The sequence below is a fragment of the Citrobacter sp. Igbk 16 genome, from assembly GCF_028069755.1.
In the GTDB taxonomy this organism is placed as follows: Bacteria; Pseudomonadota; Gammaproteobacteria; order Enterobacterales; family Enterobacteriaceae; genus Citrobacter.
In genome coordinates this window covers 1-24,095 of sequence record NZ_JANEWJ010000043.1, presented here as the reverse complement: position 1 = coordinate 24,095, position 24,095 = coordinate 1, and the positions used below count along the sequence as shown (strand labels likewise).

General features: G+C 52.3%; 22 protein-coding genes and 1 riboswitch. Of the genes, 9 read left to right on the top strand and 13 right to left on the bottom strand.

Annotated features, from left to right (window positions below):
• Positions 1-18 precede the first annotated feature (18 nt).
• From nfi to nudC, 3 genes are read right to left on the bottom strand one after another with little or no spacing between them, the layout of a single operon-like run.
• Positions 19-699 (bottom strand): deoxyribonuclease V, encoded by a 681-nt coding sequence (gene nfi / locus NNO03_RS20750; protein ID WP_271450403.1) that lies wholly within the window; start codon positions 697-699, stop codon positions 19-21.
• Between the two features lie 9 nt (positions 700-708).
• A complete protein-coding gene (hemE, locus tag NNO03_RS20745) occupies positions 709-1,773 on the bottom strand; it encodes a uroporphyrinogen decarboxylase (RefSeq protein WP_271450402.1) in 1,065 nt (354 codons plus the stop codon).
• Positions 1,774-1,822: 49 nt separating this feature from the next.
• Positions 1,823-2,596, bottom strand: a complete 774-nt coding sequence (nudC, locus tag NNO03_RS20740; protein ID WP_271450401.1) for an NAD(+) diphosphatase — start codon at positions 2,594-2,596, stop codon at positions 1,823-1,825.
• 95 nt (positions 2,597-2,691) lie between these two features.
• On the opposite strand from nudC, the gene rsd reads away from it, so the two are divergent.
• From rsd to thiH, 7 genes are all read left to right on the top strand, one after another.
• Positions 2,692-3,180 (top strand): sigma D regulator, encoded by a 489-nt coding sequence (gene rsd, locus NNO03_RS20735; RefSeq protein WP_271450400.1) that lies wholly within the window; start codon positions 2,692-2,694, stop codon positions 3,178-3,180.
• Between the two features lie 50 nt (positions 3,181-3,230).
• Positions 3,231-3,353: riboswitch (TPP riboswitch) on the top strand.
• An 83-nt stretch (positions 3,354-3,436) separates the two neighbouring features.
• Positions 3,437-5,335 carry a phosphomethylpyrimidine synthase ThiC gene (thiC, locus tag NNO03_RS20730; RefSeq protein ID WP_271450399.1) on the top strand — a complete coding sequence of 633 codons (1,899 nt, stop codon included), beginning with the start codon at positions 3,437-3,439 and terminating at the stop codon, positions 5,333-5,335.
• Entirely contained in the window at positions 5,335-5,970 is a 636-nt protein-coding gene (thiE, locus tag NNO03_RS20725; RefSeq protein ID WP_271450398.1) for a thiamine phosphate synthase, read from the top strand. Before thiC ends, thiE begins: the two co-directional genes overlap by 1 nt.
• Positions 5,963-6,721, top strand: a complete 759-nt coding sequence (gene thiF / locus NNO03_RS20720) for a thiazole biosynthesis adenylyltransferase ThiF (RefSeq protein WP_271450397.1) — start codon at positions 5,963-5,965, stop codon at positions 6,719-6,721. The genes thiE and thiF overlap by 8 nt, the downstream gene beginning before the upstream one ends.
• Positions 6,702-6,902, top strand: a complete 201-nt coding sequence (thiS, locus tag NNO03_RS20715; protein ID WP_202037215.1) for a sulfur carrier protein ThiS — start codon at positions 6,702-6,704, stop codon at positions 6,900-6,902. The genes thiF and thiS overlap by 20 nt, the downstream gene beginning before the upstream one ends.
• A gap of 1 nt (position 6,903) precedes the next feature.
• Positions 6,904-7,674 carry a thiazole synthase gene (gene thiG / locus NNO03_RS20710; RefSeq protein WP_271442058.1) on the top strand — a complete coding sequence of 257 codons (771 nt, stop codon included), beginning with the start codon at positions 6,904-6,906 and terminating at the stop codon, positions 7,672-7,674.
• The gene (thiH, locus tag NNO03_RS20705) at positions 7,671-8,804 is read left to right on the top strand and encodes a 2-iminoacetate synthase ThiH (protein ID WP_271450396.1); all 1,134 of its coding nucleotides are present in this window, start codon (positions 7,671-7,673) and stop codon (positions 8,802-8,804) included. Before thiG ends, thiH begins: the two co-directional genes overlap by 4 nt.
• 119 nt (positions 8,805-8,923) lie before the next feature.
• Here thiH and cspA read toward each other — a convergent pair whose 3' ends face one another.
• On the bottom strand, positions 8,924-9,136 hold the full coding sequence (cspA, locus tag NNO03_RS20700; protein WP_271442056.1) for an RNA chaperone/antiterminator CspA: 213 nt from the start codon (positions 9,134-9,136) through the stop codon (positions 8,924-8,926).
• 1,091 nt (positions 9,137-10,227) lie between these two features.
• Between cspA and NNO03_RS20695 the strand changes: the two genes are divergently transcribed.
• A complete protein-coding gene (locus NNO03_RS20695; protein ID WP_271450395.1) occupies positions 10,228-10,533 on the top strand; it encodes a PTS sugar transporter subunit IIB in 306 nt (101 codons plus the stop codon).
• 4 nt (positions 10,534-10,537) lie between these two features.
• Positions 10,538-10,855, top strand: coding sequence for a PTS lactose/cellobiose transporter subunit IIA (locus NNO03_RS20690; protein ID WP_137383233.1), 318 nt, complete (start codon positions 10,538-10,540; stop codon positions 10,853-10,855).
• Between the two features lie 109 nt (positions 10,856-10,964).
• Here the strand turns inward: NNO03_RS20690 and rpoC are convergent, their stop codons facing one another.
• The 9 genes from rpoC to NNO03_RS20645 all read right to left on the bottom strand — a co-directional run.
• Positions 10,965-15,188 (bottom strand): DNA-directed RNA polymerase subunit beta', encoded by a 4,224-nt coding sequence (gene rpoC / locus NNO03_RS20685; RefSeq protein WP_005132891.1) that lies wholly within the window; start codon positions 15,186-15,188, stop codon positions 10,965-10,967.
• Between the two features lie 76 nt (positions 15,189-15,264).
• Positions 15,265-19,293 (bottom strand): DNA-directed RNA polymerase subunit beta, encoded by a 4,029-nt coding sequence (gene rpoB / locus NNO03_RS20680; protein ID WP_199948064.1) that lies wholly within the window; start codon positions 19,291-19,293, stop codon positions 15,265-15,267.
• Between the two features lie 320 nt (positions 19,294-19,613).
• Entirely contained in the window at positions 19,614-19,979 is a 366-nt protein-coding gene (gene rplL, locus NNO03_RS20675; RefSeq protein ID WP_003033114.1) for a 50S ribosomal protein L7/L12, read from the bottom strand.
• Between the two features lie 66 nt (positions 19,980-20,045).
• The gene (rplJ, locus tag NNO03_RS20670; protein ID WP_001207203.1) at positions 20,046-20,543 is read right to left on the bottom strand and encodes a 50S ribosomal protein L10; all 498 of its coding nucleotides are present in this window, start codon (positions 20,541-20,543) and stop codon (positions 20,046-20,048) included.
• Between the two features lie 417 nt (positions 20,544-20,960).
• Positions 20,961-21,668 (bottom strand): 50S ribosomal protein L1, encoded by a 708-nt coding sequence (gene rplA / locus NNO03_RS20665; RefSeq protein ID WP_198907431.1) that lies wholly within the window; start codon positions 21,666-21,668, stop codon positions 20,961-20,963.
• 3 nt (positions 21,669-21,671) lie between these two features.
• The gene (rplK, locus tag NNO03_RS20660; protein WP_003033122.1) at positions 21,672-22,100 is read right to left on the bottom strand and encodes a 50S ribosomal protein L11; all 429 of its coding nucleotides are present in this window, start codon (positions 22,098-22,100) and stop codon (positions 21,672-21,674) included.
• A gap of 155 nt (positions 22,101-22,255) precedes the next feature.
• Entirely contained in the window at positions 22,256-22,801 is a 546-nt protein-coding gene (gene nusG, locus NNO03_RS20655) for a transcription termination/antitermination protein NusG (RefSeq protein ID WP_003033125.1), read from the bottom strand.
• A gap of 1 nt (position 22,802) precedes the next feature.
• On the bottom strand, positions 22,803-23,186 hold the full coding sequence (secE, locus tag NNO03_RS20650; protein ID WP_003033128.1) for a preprotein translocase subunit SecE: 384 nt from the start codon (positions 23,184-23,186) through the stop codon (positions 22,803-22,805).
• A 228-nt stretch (positions 23,187-23,414) separates the two neighbouring features.
• A partial coding sequence (locus NNO03_RS20645) for an EF-Tu/IF-2/RF-3 family GTPase (protein ID WP_271450394.1) occupies positions 23,415-24,095 on the bottom strand: 681 nt, incomplete at its 5' end.

Sequence of the window (24,095 nt, the reverse complement as noted above, 5' to 3'; positions counted from 1 at the left end):
ACGGAAATTAGCGGCAGTTTACCCGATATGGGCCGTTTTTGCTGCAAGCCGCGTAAAAGCCGGGCGTTCAGATGCTACGGCATCCGCCCAGCGTGTTGGTTCTGGCAGACGATAGCCGTTCATACAGCGCTGCACCCACGCCAGGGCACTGTCCATGCTCACGCGGTGACCCGTAGAGATAAACAACGGATTACAGCGTGCTTTGCTGCGCCAGACCCAGGCCAACTGCTCGCCTTTATCCAGCAGCGGCGCTAATGCACCGGGTTCGGCGGCGAGAGGTTCAAACTTGCCGCACAGCCTTTTTTTCGCCACACCAATCGTCGGGACATCCACCAGCAGACCAAAATGACTGGCGACGCCCAGGCGGCGAGGATGAGAAATGCCGTGTCCATCGACAAACAGCAGGTCCGGCTTTTGTGACAGCTGTTGCCAGGCGGCCATCAGCGCGGGAGTTTCGCGAAAGGAGAGAAAGCCGGGAATATACGGCATGGTGGTAGCAATACGCGCCACTTTGTATTCAACCAGCTCCAGCGTGGGATATTTCAGCAGGACCATCGCAGCCCGCGTCACTTCACCGCCCTGCTCAAACCCGACATCCGCTCCACCGATCAGAACCGGCGGATTGATTTCAAGGCGATCCTCTCGGGAAACCGAAGAGGCCAGCTCAAGCTGCTGCGCACGAAGCGACGCGAGATCCATATCGGTTCCTTAACGGTGGTACTGCGCCGACAACCGATGTACCGCCTCCACGAAGACACCCGCATGTTCCGGCGGCACGTCCTGGTGAATACCGTGACCCAGGTTAAAGACATGACCTTCGCCCTGACCGAATCCAGCCAGAATCGTTGCCACTTCTTCTTCGATACGCGCCGGTGGCGCATACAACATCGACGGGTCCATATTGCCCTGCAGCGCCACCTTATGGCCTACGCGGCGACGCGCGTCAGCAATGTCAGTTGTCCAGTCAAGACCCAGCGCATCACAGCCGGTTTCCGCCATCGCTTCCAGCCACTGACCGCCACCTTTGGTAAACAGCGTCACGGGGACACGGCGACCGTCGTTTTCACGTAGCAGCCCGTCGACAATTTTATGCATGTAATACAAAGAGAACTGCTGATAGTCGCGACCGGTCAGCACACCGCCCCAGGTATCGAAAATCATCACCGACTGCGCACCTGCTTTAATCTGCGCGTTAAGGTACAGGGTGACGCTTTTCGCCAGCTTATCAAGCAACAGATGTAGCGCTTTTGGATCGGCATACATCATCTTTTTAATCACGGTAAATGCTTTGCTACTGCCACCTTCAACCATATAGGTCGCCAGCGTCCACGGGCTGCCGGAGAAACCGATCAGCGGTACTTCACCTTTCAGCTCACGCCGAATGGTACGCACTGCGTTCATGACGTAGCCCAGCTCATCTTCCGGGTCTGGAACGGGCAGTTTTTCCACATCAGCCTTACTGGTGACAGGAGAGGTAAAACGTGGGCCTTCCCCGGCTTCAAAATAGAGCCCAAGCCCCATTGCATCCGGGATAGTCAGAATGTCCGAAAAGAGGATCGCTGCATCGAGCGGATAGCGGCGCAGCGGCTGCAGCGTCACTTCACAGGCCAGCTCGGCGTTTTTGCACAGCGCCATGAAGTCGCCCGCCTCGGCACGAGTGGCTTTGTACTCCGGCAAATAGCGGCCCGCCTGGCGCATCATCCATACCGGAGTCACATCAACGGGCTGGCGCAGCAGCGCACGCAGGTAACGATCGTTCTTCAGTTCGGTCATTTTTATCTTCCTTTTAGCGTCAGACCGTCAGTGTATCATTACTCGTTCTTTACTCGTACTCAGCCCGACACATCGCCACGGTATCTTCGATCAGCCGGCGCGCGACGGTACCCGGCGGCGGTAAGAGCGGTAAATCGTCGTAGCGATACCAATTCGCTTCCAGCAGCTCTTTCGGATCGATAACAATCTCACCACTATCATACTCTGCCATAAATGCGGTCATCAAAGATTGCGGGAACGGCCAGGGTTGGGAAGTGACATAGCGCAGGTTTTTCACCTTAATGCCGCTCTCTTCCATCACTTCACGCGCCACCGCCTGTTCTAAGGTTTCCCCAACTTCAACAAAACCCGCCAGCACGGTATGCACGCCATTACGATGGCGAACATGCTGAGCAAGCAGGATGGTGTCATCACGGCGAATAGCGACGATTATGCAGGGAGCAATTTGCGGGTAATAACGTTCACGGCAGTGGCTACAGAGCATCGCCCACTCTGTTTTACTCGGGTGCATGGGATGGCCGCAGTAGCCGCAGAATTTATGCGAGCGGTAGAATTCAGCCAGTTGCACGCCACGTCCGGCCAGTTGAAACAGACCCACATCCTGGTCGATAACCTGGCGCACTGAGCCCATATCATGCCGACGCGGCTGCTGCACCAGCCAGACAGTATCCCCTTCCCATTCGCCTATTGGCAGGGCGCGCTGCCCGACTAAATCAAAACGGGTTGCGTCGCCGTAAGGTAGCTCGCCATGAGGTAACCACAACTTTTGCTCATGACTGACAATCCACCAGCCGCTATCTAATTTTTCAATTATACGATCCATATCTCTTGCGCAACCTTTGCTTCACAGGCATGTTGTTTACATTATCTTTACATTTACGGGTGAGCAGTTTTTAACACCATCTTGCGGAGTCAATCATGCTAAACCAGCTGGAAAGCCTGACGGAACACGTCAGAGGAAGTAATAAACTGGTTGATCGCTGGCTACATGTACGTAAGCACCTGCTCGTGGCTTACTACAATCTGGTTGGCATTAAGCCTGGCAAAGAATCGTACATGCGACTCAATGAAAAAGCGCTGGATGATTTTTGTCAAAGCCTGGTCGATTACCTCTCCACCGGACACTTCAGTATTTATGAACGTATTCTCCATAAATTGGAAGGAAACGGGCAGCTTTTAAAAGCCACTAAAATTTGGCCACTGCTGGAAGCCAATACACAGCAGATTATGGACTACTACGATTCCAGCCTGGAAACAGCCATCGATCATGATAACTTCCTTGAATTTCAAAGCGTGTTATCGGATCTCGGCGAAGCACTGGAAGCACGATTCGTGCTGGAAGATAAGCTGATTATGCTGGTATTTGACGCCATGCACGACAGCGACGCGCTCAAACGTCATGCTTGAGATTTGCGGCATTAACGCGTAGTTTACATTCATTACCTCTTTACTGAGGTTACTTCTTGTCGGAGTGCTTATTTTCCACAACAGCATGAGTGGAAAAGGCTGAGACCGTTAATTCGGGATCCGCGGAACCTGATCAGGTTAAAACCTGCGAAGGGAACAAGAGTCAATCTGCAATAGCATCGCCCCCGGGCGAGCTTCTCTCTTGCTTCATCCGTCGTCTGACAAGCCATATCCTTACTTTTATTTGGAATGAGCTATGTCTGCCACTACTAAACCATCACGCCGCGAACAGCGCGCTCAAGCCCAACACTTTATCGATACCCTGGAAGGGACCGCCTTTCCTAACTCAAAACGCATCTATATCACCGGTTCGCAGCCGGATATCCGCATCCCGATGCGCGAAATTCAGCTTAGCCCAACGCTAACTGGCGGCACGAAAGACAATCCTCAATTTGAAGAGAATGAAGCCGTTCCGGTTTACGACACCTCCGGTCCGTATGGCGACCCTGACGTGGCAATTAACGTACAACAGGGTCTGGCAAAACTACGCCAGGCGTGGATTACGGCGCGCAATGATAGCGAAGAGTTAGATGACCGCAGCTCGGCTTACACTAAAGAGCGCCTGGCCGATGATGGCCTTGATGAACTGCGTTTTACGGGTCTGCTGACGCCAAAACGTGCCAAGGCTGGTAAGCGTGTGACCCAGCTACACTATGCTCGCCAGGGGATCGTTACCCCAGAGATGGAGTTTATCGCCATCCGCGAAAACATGGGCCGTGAGCGTATTCGCAGTGAAGTATTACGCCACCAGCATCCGGGGATAAACTTTGGTGCACGCCTGCCAGAAAACATCACGCCGGAATTCGTGCGTGACGAGGTCGCTGCCGGGCGTGCCATTATTCCAGCCAACATCAACCACCCGGAATCAGAACCGATGATTATCGGTCGTAATTTCCTGGTGAAGGTGAATGCCAACATCGGTAATTCAGCAGTCACCTCCTCCATCGAAGAGGAGGTCGAAAAACTGGTGTGGTCTACCCGTTGGGGTGCCGATACGGTAATGGACCTGTCGACCGGCCGCTATATCCATGAAACCCGCGAGTGGATCCTGCGTAACAGCCCGGTGCCAATTGGTACTGTACCGATCTACCAGGCACTGGAAAAGGTCAACGGGATCGCCGAAGATCTCACCTGGGAAGCCTTCCGCGATACGCTGCTGGAGCAGGCTGAACAGGGCGTTGACTATTTCACCATTCATGCAGGCGTACTGCTGCGCTATGTGCCGATGACCGCCAAGCGTTTGACCGGTATTGTCTCGCGCGGTGGTTCTATTATGGCGAAGTGGTGCCTCTCCCATCACAAAGAGAACTTTCTGTTTGAGCACTTCCGCGAGATCTGTGAAATCTGCGCCGCCTATGACGTTTCTCTGTCGCTGGGCGACGGCCTGCGTCCAGGCTCGATTCAGGATGCCAACGACGAAGCACAGTTCTCTGAGCTACATACGCTGGGTGAACTGACCAAAATAGCCTGGGAATATGACGTGCAGGTGATGATTGAAGGCCCAGGTCATGTGCCAATGCATATGATCCAGCGCAACATGACCGAAGAGCTGGAACACTGCCACGAAGCACCGTTCTATACCTTAGGGCCGCTAACCACCGATATTGCGCCAGGCTATGACCACTTCACGTCAGGCATTGGTGCGGCGATGATTGGCTGGTTTGGCTGTGCCATGCTCTGCTACGTAACACCAAAAGAACACCTTGGTCTGCCCAATAAAGAAGATGTGAAACAGGGTCTTATCACCTACAAGATTGCCGCACATGCTGCTGATTTGGCCAAAGGGCATCCGGGTGCGCAGATCCGTGATAACGCTATGTCAAAAGCACGCTTCGAATTCCGTTGGGAAGACCAGTTTAATCTGGCGCTCGACCCGTTCACTGCTCGCGCTTACCACGACGAAACCCTGCCGCAGGAGTCCGGGAAAGTAGCTCACTTCTGCTCCATGTGCGGGCCGAAGTTCTGTTCGATGAAAATCAGCCAGGAAGTGCGGGACTACGCCGCTGCACAGACTATCGAAGTGGGGATGGCGGACATGTCCGAAAACTTCCGCGCCAAAGGCGGTGAAATCTACCTCAAAAAAGAGGAGGCGTAATGTACCAGCCTGATTTTCCCTCCGTGCCATTCCGCCTCGGGCTTTACCCGGTCGTAGATAGCGTCGAGTGGATTGAGCGTCTGCTGGGGGCAGGCGTGCGTACTATCCAGTTGCGTATCAAAGACAAACATGATGAAGAGGTCGAAGAAGACGTTGTTGCCGCTATCGCGCTGGGGCGTCGTTATGATGCTCGCCTGTTTATCAACGATTACTGGCGACTGGCTGTTAAACACAACGCGTATGGGGTACATCTGGGGCAGGAAGACCTCGAAACCACCGACCTGAAAGCGATTCAGGCGGCGGGATTGCGCCTTGGTGTTTCGACTCACGATGATATGGAGATTGATGTGGCGCTGGCGGCTCGCCCTTCTTATATCGCGCTGGGTCATGTCTTCCCCACGCAAACCAAGCAGATGCCTTCAGCCCCACAGGGTCTGGCACAACTGGCACATCATATTGAGCGGCTGGCTGATTACCCTACCGTCGCGATTGGTGGCATCAGCCTTGAGCGCGCGCCTGCGGTACTGGGTACCGGCGTCGGCAGCATTGCTGTCGTCAGCGCCATCGCCCAGGCAACGGACTGGCACGATGCCACGACACAGTTGTTGGCGATTGCAGGAGCGGGCGATGAATGACCGCGACTTTATGCGCTATAGCCGGCAGATCCTGCTTGGCGATATCGCGATTGAAGGCCAGCAAAAGCTGATCGACAGCCATGTGCTGATTGTCGGGTTAGGTGGGCTAGGTTCGCCTGCCGCACTATATCTGGCAGGTGCGGGCGTCGGCAAGCTGACGCTGGTCGACGATGACGATATTCATCTGAGTAATCTGCAACGCCAGATCCTGTTTACCACGGATGATATCGCCCGCGCCAAATCACAAGTCGCACAGCAGCGGCTTACCCGCCTCAACCCGGATATCGACGTGGTAGCGCTCCAGCAACGCCTGCAAGGTGATGCGCTCAGGCATGCTGTAGCACGTGCCGACGTGGTGCTCGACTGCACAGACAACATGGCAACTCGCCAGCAGATTAACGCCGCCTGCGTGGCACTAAATACGCCACTCATTACCGCAAGTGCCGTCGGTTTCGGCGGCCAATTAATGGTGCTGACTCCGCCCTGGGAACAGGGGTGTTATCGCTGCCTGTGGCCGGATGATGCGGAGCCAGAGCGCAACTGCCGCACTGCAGGCATTGTGGGCCCGATCGTCGGGGTAATGGGAACCTTGCAGGCTCTGGAAGCAATCAAATTACTCAGCGGAATTGAAACCCCAGCCGGAGAGTTGCGTCTGTTTGATGGCAAAACCAGCCAGTGGCGTAGCCTGGCGCTGCGCCGTGCCAGCGGTTGCCCGGTCTGTGGAGGGCAACATGCAGATTCAGTTCAATGATGAGCCAATGCAGTGCGCCGAGGGGCAAACCATCAGCGAACTGCTGACACAGCTTAATCAGCATAAACCGGGAATGGCGCTGGCACTAAACCAGCAGATCCTGCCACGTGAGCAGTGGCAACAGCAAATCGTGCAGGAAGGCGACCAGATCCTGCTTTTTCAGGTCATTGCAGGGGGTTGATATGTTACGTATTGCCGACAAAACGTTTGATTCACATCTGTTTACTGGCACCGGGAAATTCGCCTCATCACAGCTGATGGTCGATGCCATTCGCGCCTCCGGTAGCCAGTTGGTGACGCTGGCAATGAAACGCGTGGATCTACGACAACACAACGACGCGATTCTGACACCGCTTATCGAAGCCGGCGTCACACTTCTGCCTAACACTTCAGGGGCCAAAACGGCAGAAGAAGCTATCTTTGCCGCCCAACTGGCACGTGAAGCGCTAGGGACACGCTGGCTGAAGCTGGAAATCCACCCTGACGCACGCTGGCTACTGCCGGACCCTATCGAAACCCTGAAAGCCGCCGAAGCACTGGTAAAGCAGGGCTTTGTAGTACTGCCCTACTGCAGCGCGGACCCGGTACTGTGTAAACGGCTGGAGGAGGTTGGTTGTGCTGCGGTAATGCCGCTAGGCGCGCCCATCGGTTCTAATCAGGGGCTGGAAACCCGCGCGATGCTGGAGATTATTATCCAGCAGGCGACCGTTCCGGTGGTGGTTGATGCAGGCATCGGTGTTCCGAGCCACGCTACGCAGGCGCTGGAGATGGGGGCCGATGCGGTGCTGGTCAACACAGCCATTGCCGTGGCTGACGATCCGGTGATGATGGCAACCGCCTTCCGTCTGGCCGTTGAAGCTGGCTTGCTGGCACGCCAGGCAGTACCAGGAAGCAAAAGTTCGCAGGCAAGTCCCACCAGCCCGTTAACCGGATTTCTGGAGGCCTTCTCATGAAAACTTTCGCCGATCGCTGGCGACAACTGGACTGGGACGACATCCGCCTGCGCATCCACAGTAAAACCGCTGCAGATGTGGAACGGGCTATCAATGCCTCGCAACTCACACGCGATGACTTGATGGCCTTGCTCTCCCCTGCCGCCGCCGCCTATCTGGAGCCGCTGGCGCAGCGGGCGCAGAAACTTACTCGCCAGCGCTTTGGCAACACCGTCAGTTTTTACGTCCCGCTGTATCTCTCTAATCTGTGTGCCAATGACTGTACCTACTGCGGCTTCTCTATGAGTAACCGTATTAAGCGCAAAACACTGGACGAAGATGAGATTAGCCGGGAGTGCGCGGCCATCCGCGAGCTGGGTTTCGAGCACCTCCTGTTGGTCACTGGCGAACATCAGGCCAAAGTCGGTATGGATTACTTTCGTCGCCATTTACCCGCTATTCGCCGCCAGTTCGCCTCATTACAGATGGAAGTACAGCCGCTGTCAGAGGCTGAATATGCGGAACTGAAGGCGCTGGGACTGGATGGAGTAATGGTGTATCAGGAGAGCTACCATGAAGCAGTTTATGCCCGGCACCATCTGAAAGGGAAAAAACAGGATTTCTTCTGGAGGCTGGACACGCCAGACAGACTGGGGCGCGCTGGCATCGATAAAATCGGCCTGGGAGCGTTGATTGGTTTGTCCGATAGCTGGCGGGTTGATTGTTATATGGTCGCCGAGCATTTGCTGTGGATGCAGCAACATTACTGGCAGAGTCGTTACTCCATCTCCTTCCCGAGACTACGTCCGTGTACCGGAGGTGTAGAGCCAGCGTCAATTATGGATGAACGCCAGTTGGTGCAAATCATTTGTGCATTTCGCTTGCTGTCGCCGGAAATTGAACTGTCGCTTTCCACCCGTGAGTCTCCGTGGTTCCGTGACCATGTGATCCCGCTGGCGATCAACAACGTCAGTGCTTTCTCGAAAACGCAACCCGGTGGGTATGCTGATAACCATCCTGAACTGGAACAGTTCTCTCCGCACGACGATCGTCGCCCGGAAACTGTCGCTGACGCATTGATTGCACAGGGATTACAACCCGTGTGGAAAGACTGGGACAGTTATCTGGGAAGGACGTCTCAGGTGTCGTAAATCTGAGGAGACCGCATAAACGAAAAAACCCGCTTACGCGGGTTTTTTATTCACTGACACTTATCTGCTCAGGCTCTGGCCTTCATCGCTATCGCAAGTGCTCGTGGGATTATCGGCAATTACAGCGCGATAACGTTAACAGCAGACGGACCTTTAGCGCCGTTCTCAACAGAGAATTCCACTTTTTGACCTTCGTCTAAGGTTTTAAAATCGTTGCTCTGGATGGCTGAAAAATGCACAAATACATCTTTGCCACCGTCCTGAGGAGTGATAAAGCCAAAGCCTTTCTCAGGGTTAAACCATTTTACTAAACCAGTCATTTTGTTAGACATAGATACTTCCTTTCATGTTTTGAGCCGCTTATGCAGCGAAGATGGCCTGTTTTGCAGAAATTAACTTATGGGGCACTTAGGAGGAGGCTCACGATGAAGAGTATCTGAGGATAACGCTTGAACTGAGAACTGCTTTACTAAAACTGCTTACATAAGGTCTGTGTTCCAAACCGATGCCATTATAGTAGACTTGCTTCTAATCATTATGCAAGCATTAATTTATTTAATATCCATCAACAGGTGAAATGTTGAGCCAGTGCGTCTGTGCGGAAAGGTAACGTATTGATGTATAAATAATAAAAGCCCTGACCGTTGCAGCCAGGGCTTTAAGTTACTACAAACTTCAGATTTAACATTAATAGACTTAACAATTTTGTACTGCTGTTGATACTACATTTTAAATGTACACGTTTATCACAGATAATATTGGATGCTGATACTAACTAACACTTTCCTCTATTTATCGTTAAATAAACCCAGCCAACTTGATAATAAAACTCAAGAATGGCGACCTAAACAAGTACACTTCCCCTTGCGACATATACTCTTTGATGCGTGGCCTTGCTTCCCTTGCAAGCTCTTATAAAAGAAACCTGCCAACATTAACTATTAAATCATGGCCTTACATCGTCGCACTTTCTTTACTACTTTGCGATTAGATAAATCAACTACAGAGCCTGAAAACATTGTCGATGTGCAAAGATAATAACTTCAGCATCGACTACCCCATACAACAGAATATTTCGTGGCCCTTATCGCAACCCCCTATCAAACGCTACTAACACTTACTAATTTAACAGCAAATGACTATTTCTCCGCTGTTAAGTATTAACATACGGGTTTAAAAAACAGTGTCAATACTGTTTTTAATAACATGTCTTTATTGACAGTAATTATTAATATCTACGCCTGAACACTATGGGAAAAACTGCTTTTTGGGTCAGACCAGGCCGGCCAGAGCCCCGCTTGTAACCGGTTTCAGAAAAAATGGCATTTCTTTGTGATGCCAGACACACAATCGTCGCAAAGCGGTTGTTGCTGTTGCCCGCACGAGATAATTATCAATAAATACCCGTTGATCGAGACTCACTATGAAAAACATCGTTTTATGCTGTGCCGCTGGGATGTCCACCAGCATGCTGGTGCAAAGGATGAAAGATGCCGCCCAGAAAAAAGGCGTCGATGTGGCTATCAAAGCAGTCCCGGTGGCTGAATTTGAAGAAAATATCGCCACTGCAGATATTGTTTTACTCGGTCCGCAGGTTAAGTATGAACAGGCCAAACTTCAGGCGCTTGCCGACCCGCTAGGCAAAAAGGTCGCCGTTATCGATATGATGGATTACGGCATGATGAAAGGTGATGCCGTACTGGATAAAGCACTGAAGTTACTGGAGTAATGGCATGGAAGAGTTAGAAACAATCATCATGGAATTACTCGTGAATGCGGGTGCTGCCCGCAGCCAGGCCCTCACAGCGCTGCAACTGGCGCGTAAAGGTGATTTCACGGGTGCAGAACAAGCGATGACGGAATCACGCGAGTTCGTTAAACAAGCGCATAAAATTCAGACCCAACTTATCGGTATAGACGAAGGTACGGGAAAGTTACCGGTCAATCTCATCACCGTCCATTCGCAGGACCATTTGATGAACGCGATGGTGATTCAGGATCTGGCGGGCGACATGATTGAACTTTATCGGCGCTTACCGCCAGTAAATTAATGGTGCTACCGAATGGCTTCTTAGGCCTGATAAGCGCAGCGCCGCCAGGCATAAACATAGATATAAAAAAACCCGCCGAAGCGGGTTTTTTTATTAGGGTCAACAACGATTAATCGTTATCAGAACCGCCCAGACCTGCGTTCAACAGCTCTGCCAGGCTGGCAGAAGCATCTTCAGCAGTGACCTGCGGTGCAGCTGGCAGTTCGCCTGCTGCGCGGCGGCGCATACGATCCTGGTGGTACGCATAACCGGTACCAGCCGGGATCAGACGACCCACGATGACGTTCTCTTTCAGACCGCGCAGTTCATCACGTTTGCCCGCAACGGCCGCTTCGGTCAGGACACGCGTGGTTTCCTGGAACGATGCTGCAGAGATGAAGGACTCGGTTGCCAGAGACGCTTTGGTAATACCCAGCAGATCGCGGGAGAATGTTGCACCCACTTTGCCGTTCGCTTCCAGCTCGCGGTTAGCGATCTTGACGCGAGAGTATTCAACCTGCTCGCCTTCGAGGAAGTCGGAGCTACCCGCATTTTCGATGGTGGCTTTACGCAGCATCTGACGAACGATAACTTCGATGTGTTTATCGTTAATCTTAACACCCTGCAGACGGTATACGTCCTGAACTTCGTTAACGATGTAACGAGTTACAGCATGCACACCACGCAGACGCAGGATATCGTGCGGCGCTTCCGGACCGTCGGAAACTACGTCACCACGTTCTACACGTTCACCTTCGAACACGTTGAGCTGACGCCATTTCGGAATCATCTCTTCGTACGGTTCGCTGCCATCTACCGGAGTGATAACCAGACGACGTTTCCCTTTGGTTTCTTTACCGAAGGAAATGATGCCGCTGATTTCTGCCAGGATAGCCGGCTCTTTCGGACGACGGGCTTCGAACAGATCCGCAACGCGAGGCAGACCACCGGTGATATCCTTGGTACCGCCGGATTCCTGCGGAACACGCGCCAGGGTGTCACCAGAACTGATCTGTACGCCATCTTCCAGCTGAACAATCGCTTTACCCGGCAGGAAGTACTGAGCAGGCATATCGGTGCCGGGGATCAGAACGTCGTTGCCCTGAGCATCAACAATTTTCAGTGCCGGACGCAGGTCTTTACCACCCGCAGTACGCTCTGCAGAATCCAGAACCACCAGCGAAGACAGACCGGTCAGCTCGTCGGTCTGACGAGTAATGGTCTGGCCGTCGATCATGTCGGTGAAGCGGACGAAACCACTCACTTCGGTGATAACCGGCATGGTATGCGGATCCCAGTTTGCTACGGTTTCGCCGCCAGCAACCTGTTCGCCATCACCTTTCGCCATAACAGAGCCGTAAGGCACTTTATAGCTTTCTTTGGTACGGCCGAATTCGTCGATCAGTTTCAGTTCGGTGTTACGTGAGGTGATAACCAGTTTACCGCTGGAGTTCACAACCGACTTCGCATTGCTCAGACGGATGCTACCTTTGTTTTTCACCTGGATGCTGGATTCAGCAGCCGCACGAGATGCCGCACCACCGATGTGGAACGTACGCATTGTCAGCTGTGTACCCGGTTCACCGATGGACTGTGCCGCGATAACACCGATTGCTTCACCTTTGTTGATGATGTGGCCACGCGCCAGGTCACGACCGTAGCAGTGCGCACATACACCAAAGTCGGTGTCACAGGATACAACGGAACGTACCTTGACGGAGTCAACGGAGTTCTCTTCCAGCAGGTCACACCACTGTTCGTGCAGCAGCGTATTGCGAGGAACCAGAATATCCGCCGTACCCGGCTTCAGAACGTCTTCAGCAGTCACACGACCCAGAACGCGATCGCGCAGCGGCTCTTTAACGTCACCACCCTCGATAACCGGGGTCATGGTGATGCCTTCCAGCGTGCCACAATCGTCTTCAGTAACGACCAGATCCTGCGCGACGTCAACCAGACGACGAGTCAGATAACCGGAGTTCGCTGTTTTCAGTGCGGTATCCGCCAGACCTTTACGCGCACCGTGCGTGGAGATGAAGTACTGGAGTACGTTCAGACCTTCACGGAAGTTCGCGGTGATTGGCGTTTCGATGATGGAGCCATCTGGCTTCGCCATCAGACCACGCATACCTGCCAGCTGACGAATCTGTGCTGCAGAACCACGCGCACCGGAGTCGGCCATCATGTAGATGCTGTTGAAGGAAACCTGCTGCTCTTCTACGCCGTCACGGTTAATAACGGTTTCAGTTTGCAGGTTATCCATCATCGCTTTGGATACACGATCGTTCGCCGCAGCCCAGATATCGATAACTTTGTTATAGCGTTCGCCCGCGGTTACCAGACCAGACTGGAACTGCTCCTGGATCTCAGCAACTTCAGCTTCTGCTTCAGAGATGATCTCATGTTTCTTCTCTGGGATGACCATGTCATCAATACCAACAGATGCACCTGAACGCGCTGCATAAGCAAAGCCGGTGTACATTGTCTGGTCAGCGAAGATAACGGTCGGCTTCAGGCCCAGAATGCGGTAACAGGTGTTCAGCATTTTGGAGATAGCTTTCTTGCCCAGCGCCTGGTTGACGATGGAGAAAGGCAGACCTTTCGGTACGATCATCCACAGAATGGCACGGCCAACGGTCGTGTCTTTCAGGCTGGTTTTCGCAACGAATTCGCCGTTTTCATCTTTTTCGTATTCGGTGATACGCACTTTAACGCGCGCATGCAGAGAGGCCAGACCTGCGCGATAAATACGCTCAGCTTCTTTCGGGCCAGTCAGCACCATGCCTTCGCCTTTGGCGTTAACACAGTCACGGGTCATGTAGTACAGACCCAATACAACATCCTGAGACGGAACGATGATTGGTTCGCCGTTCGCTGGGGACAGGATGTTGTTGGTAGACATCATCAGCGCACGCGCTTCGAGCTGGGCTTCCAGCGTCAGCGGTACGTGAACAGCCATCTGGTCACCATCGAAGTCGGCGTTATATGCCGCACAAACCAGCGGGTGCAGCTGGATAGCTTTACCTTCGATCAGTACCGGTTCAAATGCCTGGATACCCAGACGGTGCAGTGTTGGTGCACGGTTCAGCAGTACCGGGTGTTCGCGGATAACTTCGTCCAGGATATCCCAAACGACAGCTTCTTCACGCTCAACCATTTTCTTAGCGGCTTTGATGGTGGTGGCGAGGCCACGCAGTTCCAGTTTGCCGTAGATGAACGGTTTGAACAGTTCCAGTGCCATTTTCTTCGGCAGACCGCACTGATGCAGACGAAGGTATGGACCTACGGTGATTACAGAACGACCGGAGTAGTCAACACGCTTACCGAGCAGGTTCTGACGGAAACGACCCTGCTTACCTTTGATCATATCGGCCAAAGATTTCAGAGGACGTTTGTTAGAACCGGTGATCGCACGACCGCGACGACCGTTATCCAGCAGGGCGTCGACCGCTTCCTGCAGCATACGTTTTTCGTTGCGTACGATGATGTCCGGCGCAGCCAGATCCAGCAGACGTTTCAGACGGTTGTTACGGTTGATCACGCGACGATACAGATCGTTCAGATCTGAGGTTGCGAAACGACCACCATCCAGCGGAACCAGCGGACGCAGATCTGGCGGCAGAACCGGCAGAACGGTCAGGATCATCCACTCTGGCTTGTTGCCAGACTGTACGAATGCTTCCAGCAGTTTGATACGCTTGGTCAGCTTCTTACGCTTGGTTTCGGAGTTGGTTTCGTTCAGCTCTTCGCGCAGAGTTTCACACTCTTGCTCCAGATCCATGCTCTTCAGCAGGGCCTGGATGGCTTCCGCACCCATCTTCGCGTCGAATTCGTCACCGAACTCTTCCAGCGCGTCCAGATACTGCTCTTCAGTCAGGATCTGTTGACGTTCCAGGTTAGTCATACCGCCTTCGATAACAACATAAGATTCGAAGTACAGTACGCGTTCGATATCGCGCAGTGGCATATCGAGCAGCAGACCGATACGGGACGGCAGAGATTTCAGGAACCAGATGTGAGCAGTCGGAGACGCCAGCTCGATGTGGCCCATACGCTCACGGCGTACTTTAGTCTGGGTCACTTCAACGCCGCACTTCTCACAGATCACACCACGGTGTTTCAGGCGCTTGTACTTACCGCACAGGCACTCATAGTCTTTTACCGGCCCAAAGATACGGGCGCAGAAAAGGCCGTCACGCTCAGGTTTGAACGTACGGTAGTTAATGGTTTCCGGCTTCTTAACTTCACCGAAAGACCATGAACGGATCATGTCTGGCGAGGCCAGCGCAATTTTGATCGCATCAAACTCTTCGGTTTTAGTCTGCGCTTTCAGAAACTTTAATAAATCTTTCACGGATTTGCTCCCGTCGGAGTTAGCACAATCTGGCGCTGGCGGTTAAGCCAGCACCAGTGACCTGTTTGATCGAGAGTTACTCGTCTTCCAGCTCGATGTTGATACCCAGCGAACGAATCTCTTTCAACAGTACGTTGAAGGATTCTGGCATGCCTGGTTCCATCTGATGGTTGCCGTCCACGATGTTCTTATACATCTTAGTACGACCGTTCACGTCATCAGACTTAACGGTGAGCATTTCCTGCAGGGTGTATGCTGCGCCATATGCTTCAAGCGCCCACACTTCCATCTCCCCGAAGCGCTGACCACCGAACTGCGCCTTACCACCCAGCGGCTGCTGAGTAACCAGGCTGTAAGAACCGGTAGAACGCGCATGCATCTTGTCATCAACCAGGTGGTTCAGTTTCAGCATGTACATGTAGCCAACGGTAACCTGGCGCTCGAACTGCTCACCGGTACGACCGTCGAACAGTGTGATCTGACCGGAAGTCGGCAGGCCACCCAGCTGTAACAGTTCCTTGATTTCAGACTCTTTCGCACCGTCGAACACCGGCGTTGCGATCGGCATACCTTTTTTCAGGTTTTCAGCCAGACGCAGAACTTCTTCATCGCTGAAGGTATTCAGGTCAACTTTCTGACGAACATCTGAACCCAGATCGTAAGCACGCTGGATGAATTCGCGCAGTTTCGCGACTTCCTGCTGCTGTTTCAGCATGGCGTTGATCTTATCGCCGATACCTTTCGCAGCCATACCCAGGTGGGTTTCAAGGATCTGACCGATGTTCATACGCGATGGTACGCCCAGCGGGTTCAGTACGATGTCTACCGGCGTACCGTTAGCATCATGTGGCATATCTTCGATCGGGTTGATCTTAGAAATTACACCCTTGTTACCGTGACGACCTGCCATTTTATCACCAGGCTGGATCCGACGTTTAACCGCCAGATAAACCTTAACAATCTTCAGCACGCCCGGTGCCAGATCGTCGCCCTGTGTGATTTTACGGCGTTTCGCTTCGAGTTTTTTCTCGAACTCGTGTTTCAGTTCGTCGTACTGCTCAGCCAGCTGTTCCAGCTGATTTTGTTTCTCTTCGTCGGTCAGGCCGAGTTCCAGCCAGCGATCGCGTGGCAGTTTGTCGAGCTTCTCAGCTTCAACACCACCGGCAACCAGCACAGCGTAGATACGGCTGAACAGGCCAGCTTCGAGGATCTGCAGTTCTTCAGACAGGTCTTTCTTAGCCTGCTTCAGCTGCATTTCTTCGATTTCCAGCGCACGTTTGTCTTTTTCTACGCCATCGCGAGTAAAGACCTGAACGTCGATAATCGTACCGGAAACACCGTTTGGCACGCGCAGAGAAGAGTCTTTAACGTCAGACGCTTTCTCACCGAAGATTGCACGCAGCAGCTTCTCTTCTGGCGTCAGTTGGGTTTCACCTTTCGGCGTTACCTTACCAACCAGAATGTCGCCACCGGTGACTTCCGCACCAATGTAAACGATACCGGATTCATCCAGTTTGGAGAGTGCAGCTTCACCCACGTTCGGGATGTCAGCGGTGATCTCTTCCGGCCCCAGCTTGGTGTCACGGGACACACAGGCCAGTTCCTGAATGTGGATGGTGGTGAAACGGTCTTCCTGGACAACACGCTCGGATACGAGGATGGAGTCTTCGAAGTTGTAACCGTTCCATGGCATGAATGCCACGCGCATATTCTGACCCAGTGCCAGTTCACCGAGGTCGGTGGACGGACCGTCAGCCAGCACATCACCACGTTCAACCGGTTCGCCCAGAGACACACATGGCATCTGGTTGATACAGGTGTTCTGGTTAGAACGGGTATATTTGGTCAGGTTATAGATGTCGATACCTGCTTCGCCCGGGTACATCTCGTCTTCGTTAACTTTGATAACGATACGGGAAGCATCCACGTACTGAACAGTACCGCCACGCTTAGCAACTGCAGTAACACCGGAGTCAACGGCAACAGCACGTTCCATACCGGTACCAACCAGCGGCTTATCAGCACGCAGAGTCGGAACCGCCTGACGTTGCATGTTCGCACCCATCAATGCACGGTTGGCGTCATCGTGTTCCAGGAACGGGATCAGGGACGCACCGACGGAAACCACCTGCTGGGTGGATACGTCCATGTAGTCAACCTGGTCGCGGCTGAACAAGCTGGATTCGCCTTTGCTACGGCAGGTAACCAGATCTTCTACAAAGTGGCCTTCGTCATCCAAGTTGGAGTTCGCCTGAGCGATAACGTAGTTGCCTTCTTCAATAGCAGACAGGTAATGAATTTCGTCAGTTACAACACCGTCGGTTACTTTACGATACGGAGTCTCAAGGAAGCCGTATTCGTTAGTCTGTGCATACACGGACAGGGAGTTGATCAGACCGATGTTCGGACCTTCAGGCGTTTCGATTGGACATACGCGACCGTAGTGAGTCGGGTGTACGTCTCGAACTTCGAAGCCTGCGCGTTCACGGGTCAGACCGCCTGGGCCGAGTGCGGAGATACGACGTTTGTGCGTAATCTCAGACAGCGGGTTGTTCTGGTCCATAAACTGAGACAGCTGGCTGGAACCGAAGAACTCTTTCACTGCTGCAGAAATCGGCTTGGCGTTGATCATATCCTGAGGCATCAGGGTATCCAGATCGCCCAGAGACAGACGCTCTTTCACCGCACGCTCAACACGTACCAGGCCAACGCGGAATTGGTTTTCCGCCATTTCGCCTACGGAACGGATGCGACGGTTGCCAAGGTGGTCGATATCATCGACTTCGCCTTTACCGTTACGGATATCGATGAGCTTCTTCATCACTTCAATGATGTCGTCTTTGCTCAGGATACCGGAACCTTCGATTTCGTCGCGCAGCAGAGAACGGTTGAACTTCATACGACCAACCGCAGACAGGTCATAGCGGTCTTCGGAGAAGAACAGGTTCTCGAACAGACTTTCAGCAGCTTCGCGTGTCGGCGGCTCACCAGGACGCATCATACGGTAGATTTCTACCAGTGCGCTCAGACGATCGTTGGTTGGGTCGACACGTACAGTTTCAGAAATGTACGGACCGTGGTCCAGATCGTTAGTGAACAGCGTTTCGATACGCTTGTGACCAGACTGGCTCAGCTTAGCCAGCAGATCCAGGCTCAGCTCCATGTTAGCTGCGCAGATCAGCTCGCCAGTGGATTCGTCAACGTAGTCTTTAGCCGCAACTTTACCCGCAATGTACTCAACCGGAACTTCGATATGCTTGATATCGTCTTTTTCCAGTTGGCGAATGTGGCGCGCAGTGATGCGACGACCTTTTTCGACGTAGACTTTGCCGTTAGCTTCAATGTCAAAGGAGGCGGTTTCACCACGCAGGCGTTCCGGCACCAGTTCCATCTGCAGCTTGTTGTCGCGAATTTCAAAGACAACTTTCTCAAAGAACAGATCCAGAATCTGCTCAGTGGTGTAGTTCAGTGCACGCAGAATAATGGTCGCTGGCAGTTTGCGGCGACGGTCAATACGTACGAACAGGTTGTCCTTCGGATCGAATTCGAAGTCCAGCCAGGAACCACGGTAAGGAATGATGCGCGCGTTATACAGCACTTTACCCGAAGAGTGGGTTTTACCTTTGTCGGAGTCAAAGAAGACGCCAGGACTACGGTGCAGCTGAGAAACGATAACACGCTCAGTACCGTTGATAACAAAGGTACCGTTGTCAGTCATGAGCGGAATTTCGCCCATGTAGACTTCTTGTTCTTTAATGTCTTTTACGGTGCCTTCCGGCGCTTCGCGCTCGTAGATCACCAGACGCAGTTTTACGCGCAGCGGTGCGGAATAGGTCACGCCACGGATCTGACATTCCTGAACGTCAAACACCGGTTCGCCAAGGCGGTAGCTGACGTATTGCAGCTCGGAATTACCGCTGTAGCTCTGAATCGGGAAAACGGAACGGAAAGCTGCTTCCAGACCATACTGCCCTTCAGGATCTTGCTCGATGAACTTCTGAAACGAGTCAAGCTGGATAGAAAGGAGATAAGGTATGTCCAACACTTGTGGACGTTTACCAAAATCCTTACGAATACGTTTTTTCTCGGTATAGGAGTAAACCATTAGGGTTCCTCAGCTCGCTGACAAGTCGACCCATCTGTCCGACGAAGGGACAGTTTGTGCAACACTATTTTGTTGACCGGAAAATCGAATACTTTCCGCAATGCCTGTTGCTATCACGCTTAAACCATTTCATTGCGATTTACACAGAACTGACGCTCTGTCGCAGTATATTAAGGCGTCGATAGAAACAAGCATTGAAAGGCACAGCAGTAGTCAAACAGTGTGAAATGCTACTGGCGCCTTACAGCGCAAAAAGGCTGGTGACTAAAAAGTCACCAGCCATCAGCCTAATTTCTTAGGCTGCAACCAGAAAAGTTGGCTTATTTAACTTCAACTTCAGCGCCAGCTTCTTCCAGAGATTTTTTCAGTGCTTCTGCGTCGTCTTTGCTGATGCCTTCTTTCAGGGCAGCCGGAGCAGATTCTACCAGGTCTTTAGCTTCTTTCAGACCCAGGCCAGTTGCGCCACGTACTGCTTTGATAACAGCAACTTTGTTAGCGCCAGCAGCTTTCAGAATTACGTCGAATTCAGTTTTTTCTTCAGCAGCTTCAGCCGGGCCAGCAGCTACAGCTACAGCAGCAGCAGCGGAAACACCGAATTTTTCTTCCATTGCAGAAATCAGTTCTACAACGTCCATTACGGACATAGCGGATACTGCTTCAATGATTTGATCTTTAGTGATAGACATTTAAATTGTTCCTGAAAATCAGAATAAGTTTATACGTAAGCAGATGCTTGAGTAAGATAACTGCGATTAAGCAGCTTCTTTCGCATCGCGTACAGCAGCCAGAGTACGAACCAGTTTGCCAGCCGAAGCTTCTTTCATGGTTGCCATCAGGCGTGCAATTGCTTCTTCGTAGGTCGGCAGAGTTGCCAGGCGATCGATTTGCGATGCCGGGATCAATTCACCTTCAAAGGCTGCGGCTTTGACCTCAAATTTTGCATTCGCTTTCGCGAACTCTTTGAACAGACGAGCAGCAGCGCCCGGGTGTTCCATAGAGTATGCAATCAGGGTCGGACCAACAAACGTGTCTTTCAGGCACTCGAACTGAGTACCTTCAACGACGCGGCGCAGCAGGGTGTTACGAACAACACGCATGTATACGCCAGCTTCACGACCTGCTTTACGCAGTTCAGTCATTTTATCTACAGTTACGCCACGGGAATCCGCAACTACTGCAGACAGCGCGCCTTTGGCTACTTCGCTGACTTCAGCAACAATCGCTTGTTTGTCTTGAAGATTTAAAGCCATTAGCTTTGCTCCTGGATGTTTGCCGGAACTCATGTTCCGGAACTCACTTCACTCCCCCCAACGGAGAGAGCGTCTAAATACGGTGAGCAGAAACAAGCCAGAGTATCAGAAATAATCTTAGCGTTCTGTCACCGTCTACGCAGGGCATTAAGTTTCTGACGAAACACCTGCGGTCTTCGACGGAGGCCTGGATAGGCCAGGCTCCAACGAACAAATCTTGTCTATGACTTCGTCCTTTGAACTGTAGTCGCGTTAGCTGCTCTCGCTCACACCGGTCATGTAGTTAACTACATGACCGGCGATTCACTCAATTGCTGCCTTGCTACAATTCAGATGACTCGCATAGAGTTCTGTTTATTTCAACAGAAACGTGGGGGTAAGATTGTAGACAAAATCACCGCCCACGTAAAGCTAATCTTAGACGTTCGCAGACGCGCTCAGACCAGCCTGATCAACGGCAACACCAGCACCCATGGTGGTGGAGATGCTAACTTTCTTGATGTACACGCCTTTAGCCTGAGTCGGTTTAGCTTTTTTCAGCGCAACCAGCAGAGCTTCCAGGTTTTCTTTCAGTTTGTCAGCGTCAAAATCCACTTTACCGATGGTAGTGTGAATGATGCCGTTTTTGTCGTTACGGTAACGAACCTGACCTGCTTTAGCGTTCTTAACGGCTTCAGCAACGTTCGGCGTTACAGTACCAACTTTCGGGTTTGGCATCAGGCCACGCGGACCCAGAACCTGGCCCAGCTGGCCAACAACGCGCATTGCATCCGGGGAAGCAATAACAACGTCAAAGTTCATTTCGCCTTTTTTGATCTGGTCAGCCAGATCTTCCATACCTACCAGCTCAGCGCCTGCAGCTTTAGCAGCTTCAGCGTTTGCGCCCTGGGTAAATACGGCTACGCGAACGGAACGGCCAGTACCGTGTGGCAGTACAGTTGCACCACGTACGTTCTGGTCAGATTTACGTGCGTCGATGCCGAGGTTAACGGCAACGTCTACGCTTTCTACGAATTTAGCAGTGGCCAGCTCTTTCAGCAGAGCGATAGCTTCGTTGATATCGTACTGTTTAGTAGCATCAACTTTGTCACGGATCACGGACATGCGCTTGGTCAGTTTAGCCATTTCTTAGTCCTCCACTACCAGGCCCATGGAACGTGCAGTACCTTCGATGGAGCGAGTCATCGCTTCAATGTCGGAACCAGTCATGTCGGCAGCTTTGGTCTGCGCGATTTCCTGCAGCTGAGCGCGGGAAATTTTACCCACTTTGTCTTTGTTCGGCTTACCGGAACCAGACTTGATACCAGCCGCTTTCTTCAGCAGTACTGCTGCCGGAGGCGTTTTGGTAACGAAAGTGAAAGAACGGTCAGCGTAAACGGTGATAACAACCGGAATCGGCAGACCTTTTTCCATGGAATCAGTTTTTGCGTTGAACGCTTTGCAGAATTCCATGATGTTCACGCCTTGTTGACCCAGTGCTGGACCTACCGGCGGGCTCGGGTTAGCCATACCAGCTGCAACCTGCAGCTTGACATAGGCTTGGACTTTCTTAGCCATTCTAAATTCCTCTAGTTGGGTTATAGCGCCTCAAGGAGGCTCCCCGTGATTAAATTCGTTTTACGGACAGAATCCATAAAAACAAAAGGCGCGAAATTGTATTCCAATCTCGCGCCTTGTGCAACGATTAAATCGTCGCTTTTTTGATCGACGTGTTAGGCTTTTTCAACCTGAGCGAAGTCCAGTTCAACTGGAGTCGCACGACCGAAGATAGACACGGAAACTTTCAGACGAGACTTCTCGTAATCCACTTCTTCAACCACACCGTTAAAGTCAGCGAACGGACCGTCGCTAACACGAACCATTTCACCTGGCTCAAACATCGTTTTCGGACGTGGCTTATCACCAACCTGCTGCAAGCGGTTCATGATCGCATCAACTTCTTTGTCGCTGATAGGTGCCGGACGGTCAGATGTACCGCCGATAAAGCCCATCACACGCGGCACGCTACGCACCAGGTGCCAGCTTGCATCATTCATTACCATCTGGACCAGTACATAGCCCGGGAAGAATTTACGCTCGCTTTTGCGACGCTGGCCGCCACGGATTTCGACCACTTCTTCGGTCGGTACCATGACTTCACCAAACAACTCTTCCATATTTTGTAACTTGATATACTCACGCAGCGAGGTCGCTACGCGGCCTTCAAAACCGGAAAACGCCTGAACGACGTACCAGCGCTTTTTAGGGGCTTCAGACATCTTAGAACCTCAGGCCAGTGATAAAGGATACCAGGCGAACCAGAATACCATCCAGTCCCCACAGGATCAGTGACATTACCGCAGTGACCGCAGCAACGATCAGCGTGGTGTGCAGCGTTTCCTGGCGAGTTGGCCAAATGACCTTACGGACTTCGGTTCTCGCTTCACGGGCAAAAGCAACGGTCGCTTTACCTTTTGTAGTCAACAGCGCGACACCACCCGCTGCGGCAATCAGAATCACTACGGCCAGCGCACGCAGCGGCAGCATCATGTCACGATAGAGGTAGTTGCCAACGATAGCTACAAGCAGCAATACAGCGACAACAACCCACTTCATCGCTTCCAGGCCGCGCCCGCTTCCTTGAGCTTCGGTATTCGCACTCATAAACCAACCTGTCAGAAGTATCTACAAACATTTTCACCCCGCGTAAGCGAGGCGATCCAAACCGAAATGCTCAGGTGCGTTTCGGACTAAACGCCCTCTTCAGAGCCTGTCTCAGCAATGATTATGACAAAAAAAATCACTGATGAGCCAGGTTCTGGTGTGAAAGCGTGCAAAAAGGGCATCAAATGATGCCCTTTTATTGCGCATTGCGTCAAATGTTATCGGCAATTAGCTCATTACTTTGGCAACAACGCCCGCGCCAACGGTACGGCCGCCTTCACGGATTGCGAAACGCAGACCGTCGTCCATCGCGATCGGGTGGATCAGGGTAACAACCATTTTGATGTTGTCGCCCGGCATTACCATCTCTACGCCTTCCGGCAGTTCGATGGTACCCGTCACGTCAGTAGTACGGAAGTAGAACTGCGGACGGTAGCCTTTGAAGAACGGAGTATGACGGCCGCCTTCGTCTTTGGACAGGATATAAACTTCAGATTCGAACTTGGTGTGCGGCTTGATAGAGCCCGGCTTAGCCAGTACCTGACCACGTTCGATTTCTTCACGTTTGATACCACGCAGCAGAACACCAACGTTCTCACCAGCACGGCCTTCGTCCAGCAGTTTGCGGAACATTTCAACGCCAGTACAGGTAGACTTGGCAGTCTCTTTGATACCAACGATTTCAACTTCTTCACCAACTTTGATGATACCGCGTTCTACACGACCGGTAACAACGGTACCACGACCGGAGATGGAGAATACGTCTTCGATAGGCAGCAGGAACGGCTTGTCAATCGCACGCTCTGGTTCCGGGATGTAAGAATCCAGGAAGCCAGCCAGTTCGATGATTTTCGCTTCCCACTCTGCTTCGCCTTCCAGCGCTTTCAGAGCAGAACCACGAACGATCGG

Coding starts and splice junctions, on each gene's coding strand:
- nfi (WP_271450403.1), bottom strand. CDS start 699: ATGGATCTCGCGTCGCTTCGTGCGCAGCAGCTTGAGCTGGCCTCTTCG.
- hemE (WP_271450402.1), bottom strand. CDS start 1,773: ATGACCGAACTGAAGAACGATCGTTACCTGCGTGCGCTGCTGCGCCAG.
- nudC (WP_271450401.1), bottom strand. CDS start 2,596: ATGGATCGTATAATTGAAAAATTAGATAGCGGCTGGTGGATTGTCAGT.
- rsd (WP_271450400.1), top strand. CDS start 2,692: ATGCTAAACCAGCTGGAAAGCCTGACGGAACACGTCAGAGGAAGTAAT.
- thiC (WP_271450399.1), top strand. CDS start 3,437: ATGTCTGCCACTACTAAACCATCACGCCGCGAACAGCGCGCTCAAGCC.
- thiE (WP_271450398.1), top strand. CDS start 5,335: ATGTACCAGCCTGATTTTCCCTCCGTGCCATTCCGCCTCGGGCTTTAC.
- thiF (WP_271450397.1), top strand. CDS start 5,963: ATGAATGACCGCGACTTTATGCGCTATAGCCGGCAGATCCTGCTTGGC.
- thiS (WP_202037215.1), top strand. CDS start 6,702: ATGCAGATTCAGTTCAATGATGAGCCAATGCAGTGCGCCGAGGGGCAA.
- thiG (WP_271442058.1), top strand. CDS start 6,904: ATGTTACGTATTGCCGACAAAACGTTTGATTCACATCTGTTTACTGGC.
- thiH (WP_271450396.1), top strand. CDS start 7,671: ATGAAAACTTTCGCCGATCGCTGGCGACAACTGGACTGGGACGACATC.
- cspA (WP_271442056.1), bottom strand. CDS start 9,136: ATGTCTAACAAAATGACTGGTTTAGTAAAATGGTTTAACCCTGAGAAA.
- NNO03_RS20695 (WP_271450395.1), top strand. CDS start 10,228: ATGAAAAACATCGTTTTATGCTGTGCCGCTGGGATGTCCACCAGCATG.
- NNO03_RS20690 (WP_137383233.1), top strand. CDS start 10,538: ATGGAAGAGTTAGAAACAATCATCATGGAATTACTCGTGAATGCGGGT.
- rpoB (WP_199948064.1), bottom strand. CDS start 19,293: ATGGTTTACTCCTATACCGAGAAAAAACGTATTCGTAAGGATTTTGGT.
- rplL (WP_003033114.1), bottom strand. CDS start 19,979: ATGTCTATCACTAAAGATCAAATCATTGAAGCAGTATCCGCTATGTCC.
- rplJ (WP_001207203.1), bottom strand. CDS start 20,543: ATGGCTTTAAATCTTCAAGACAAACAAGCGATTGTTGCTGAAGTCAGC.
- rplA (WP_198907431.1), bottom strand. CDS start 21,668: ATGGCTAAACTGACCAAGCGCATGTCCGTGATCCGTGACAAAGTTGAT.
- rplK (WP_003033122.1), bottom strand. CDS start 22,100: ATGGCTAAGAAAGTCCAAGCCTATGTCAAGCTGCAGGTTGCAGCTGGT.
- nusG (WP_003033125.1), bottom strand. CDS start 22,801: ATGTCTGAAGCCCCTAAAAAGCGCTGGTACGTCGTTCAGGCGTTTTCC.
- secE (WP_003033128.1), bottom strand. CDS start 23,186: ATGAGTGCGAATACCGAAGCTCAAGGAAGCGGGCGCGGCCTGGAAGCG.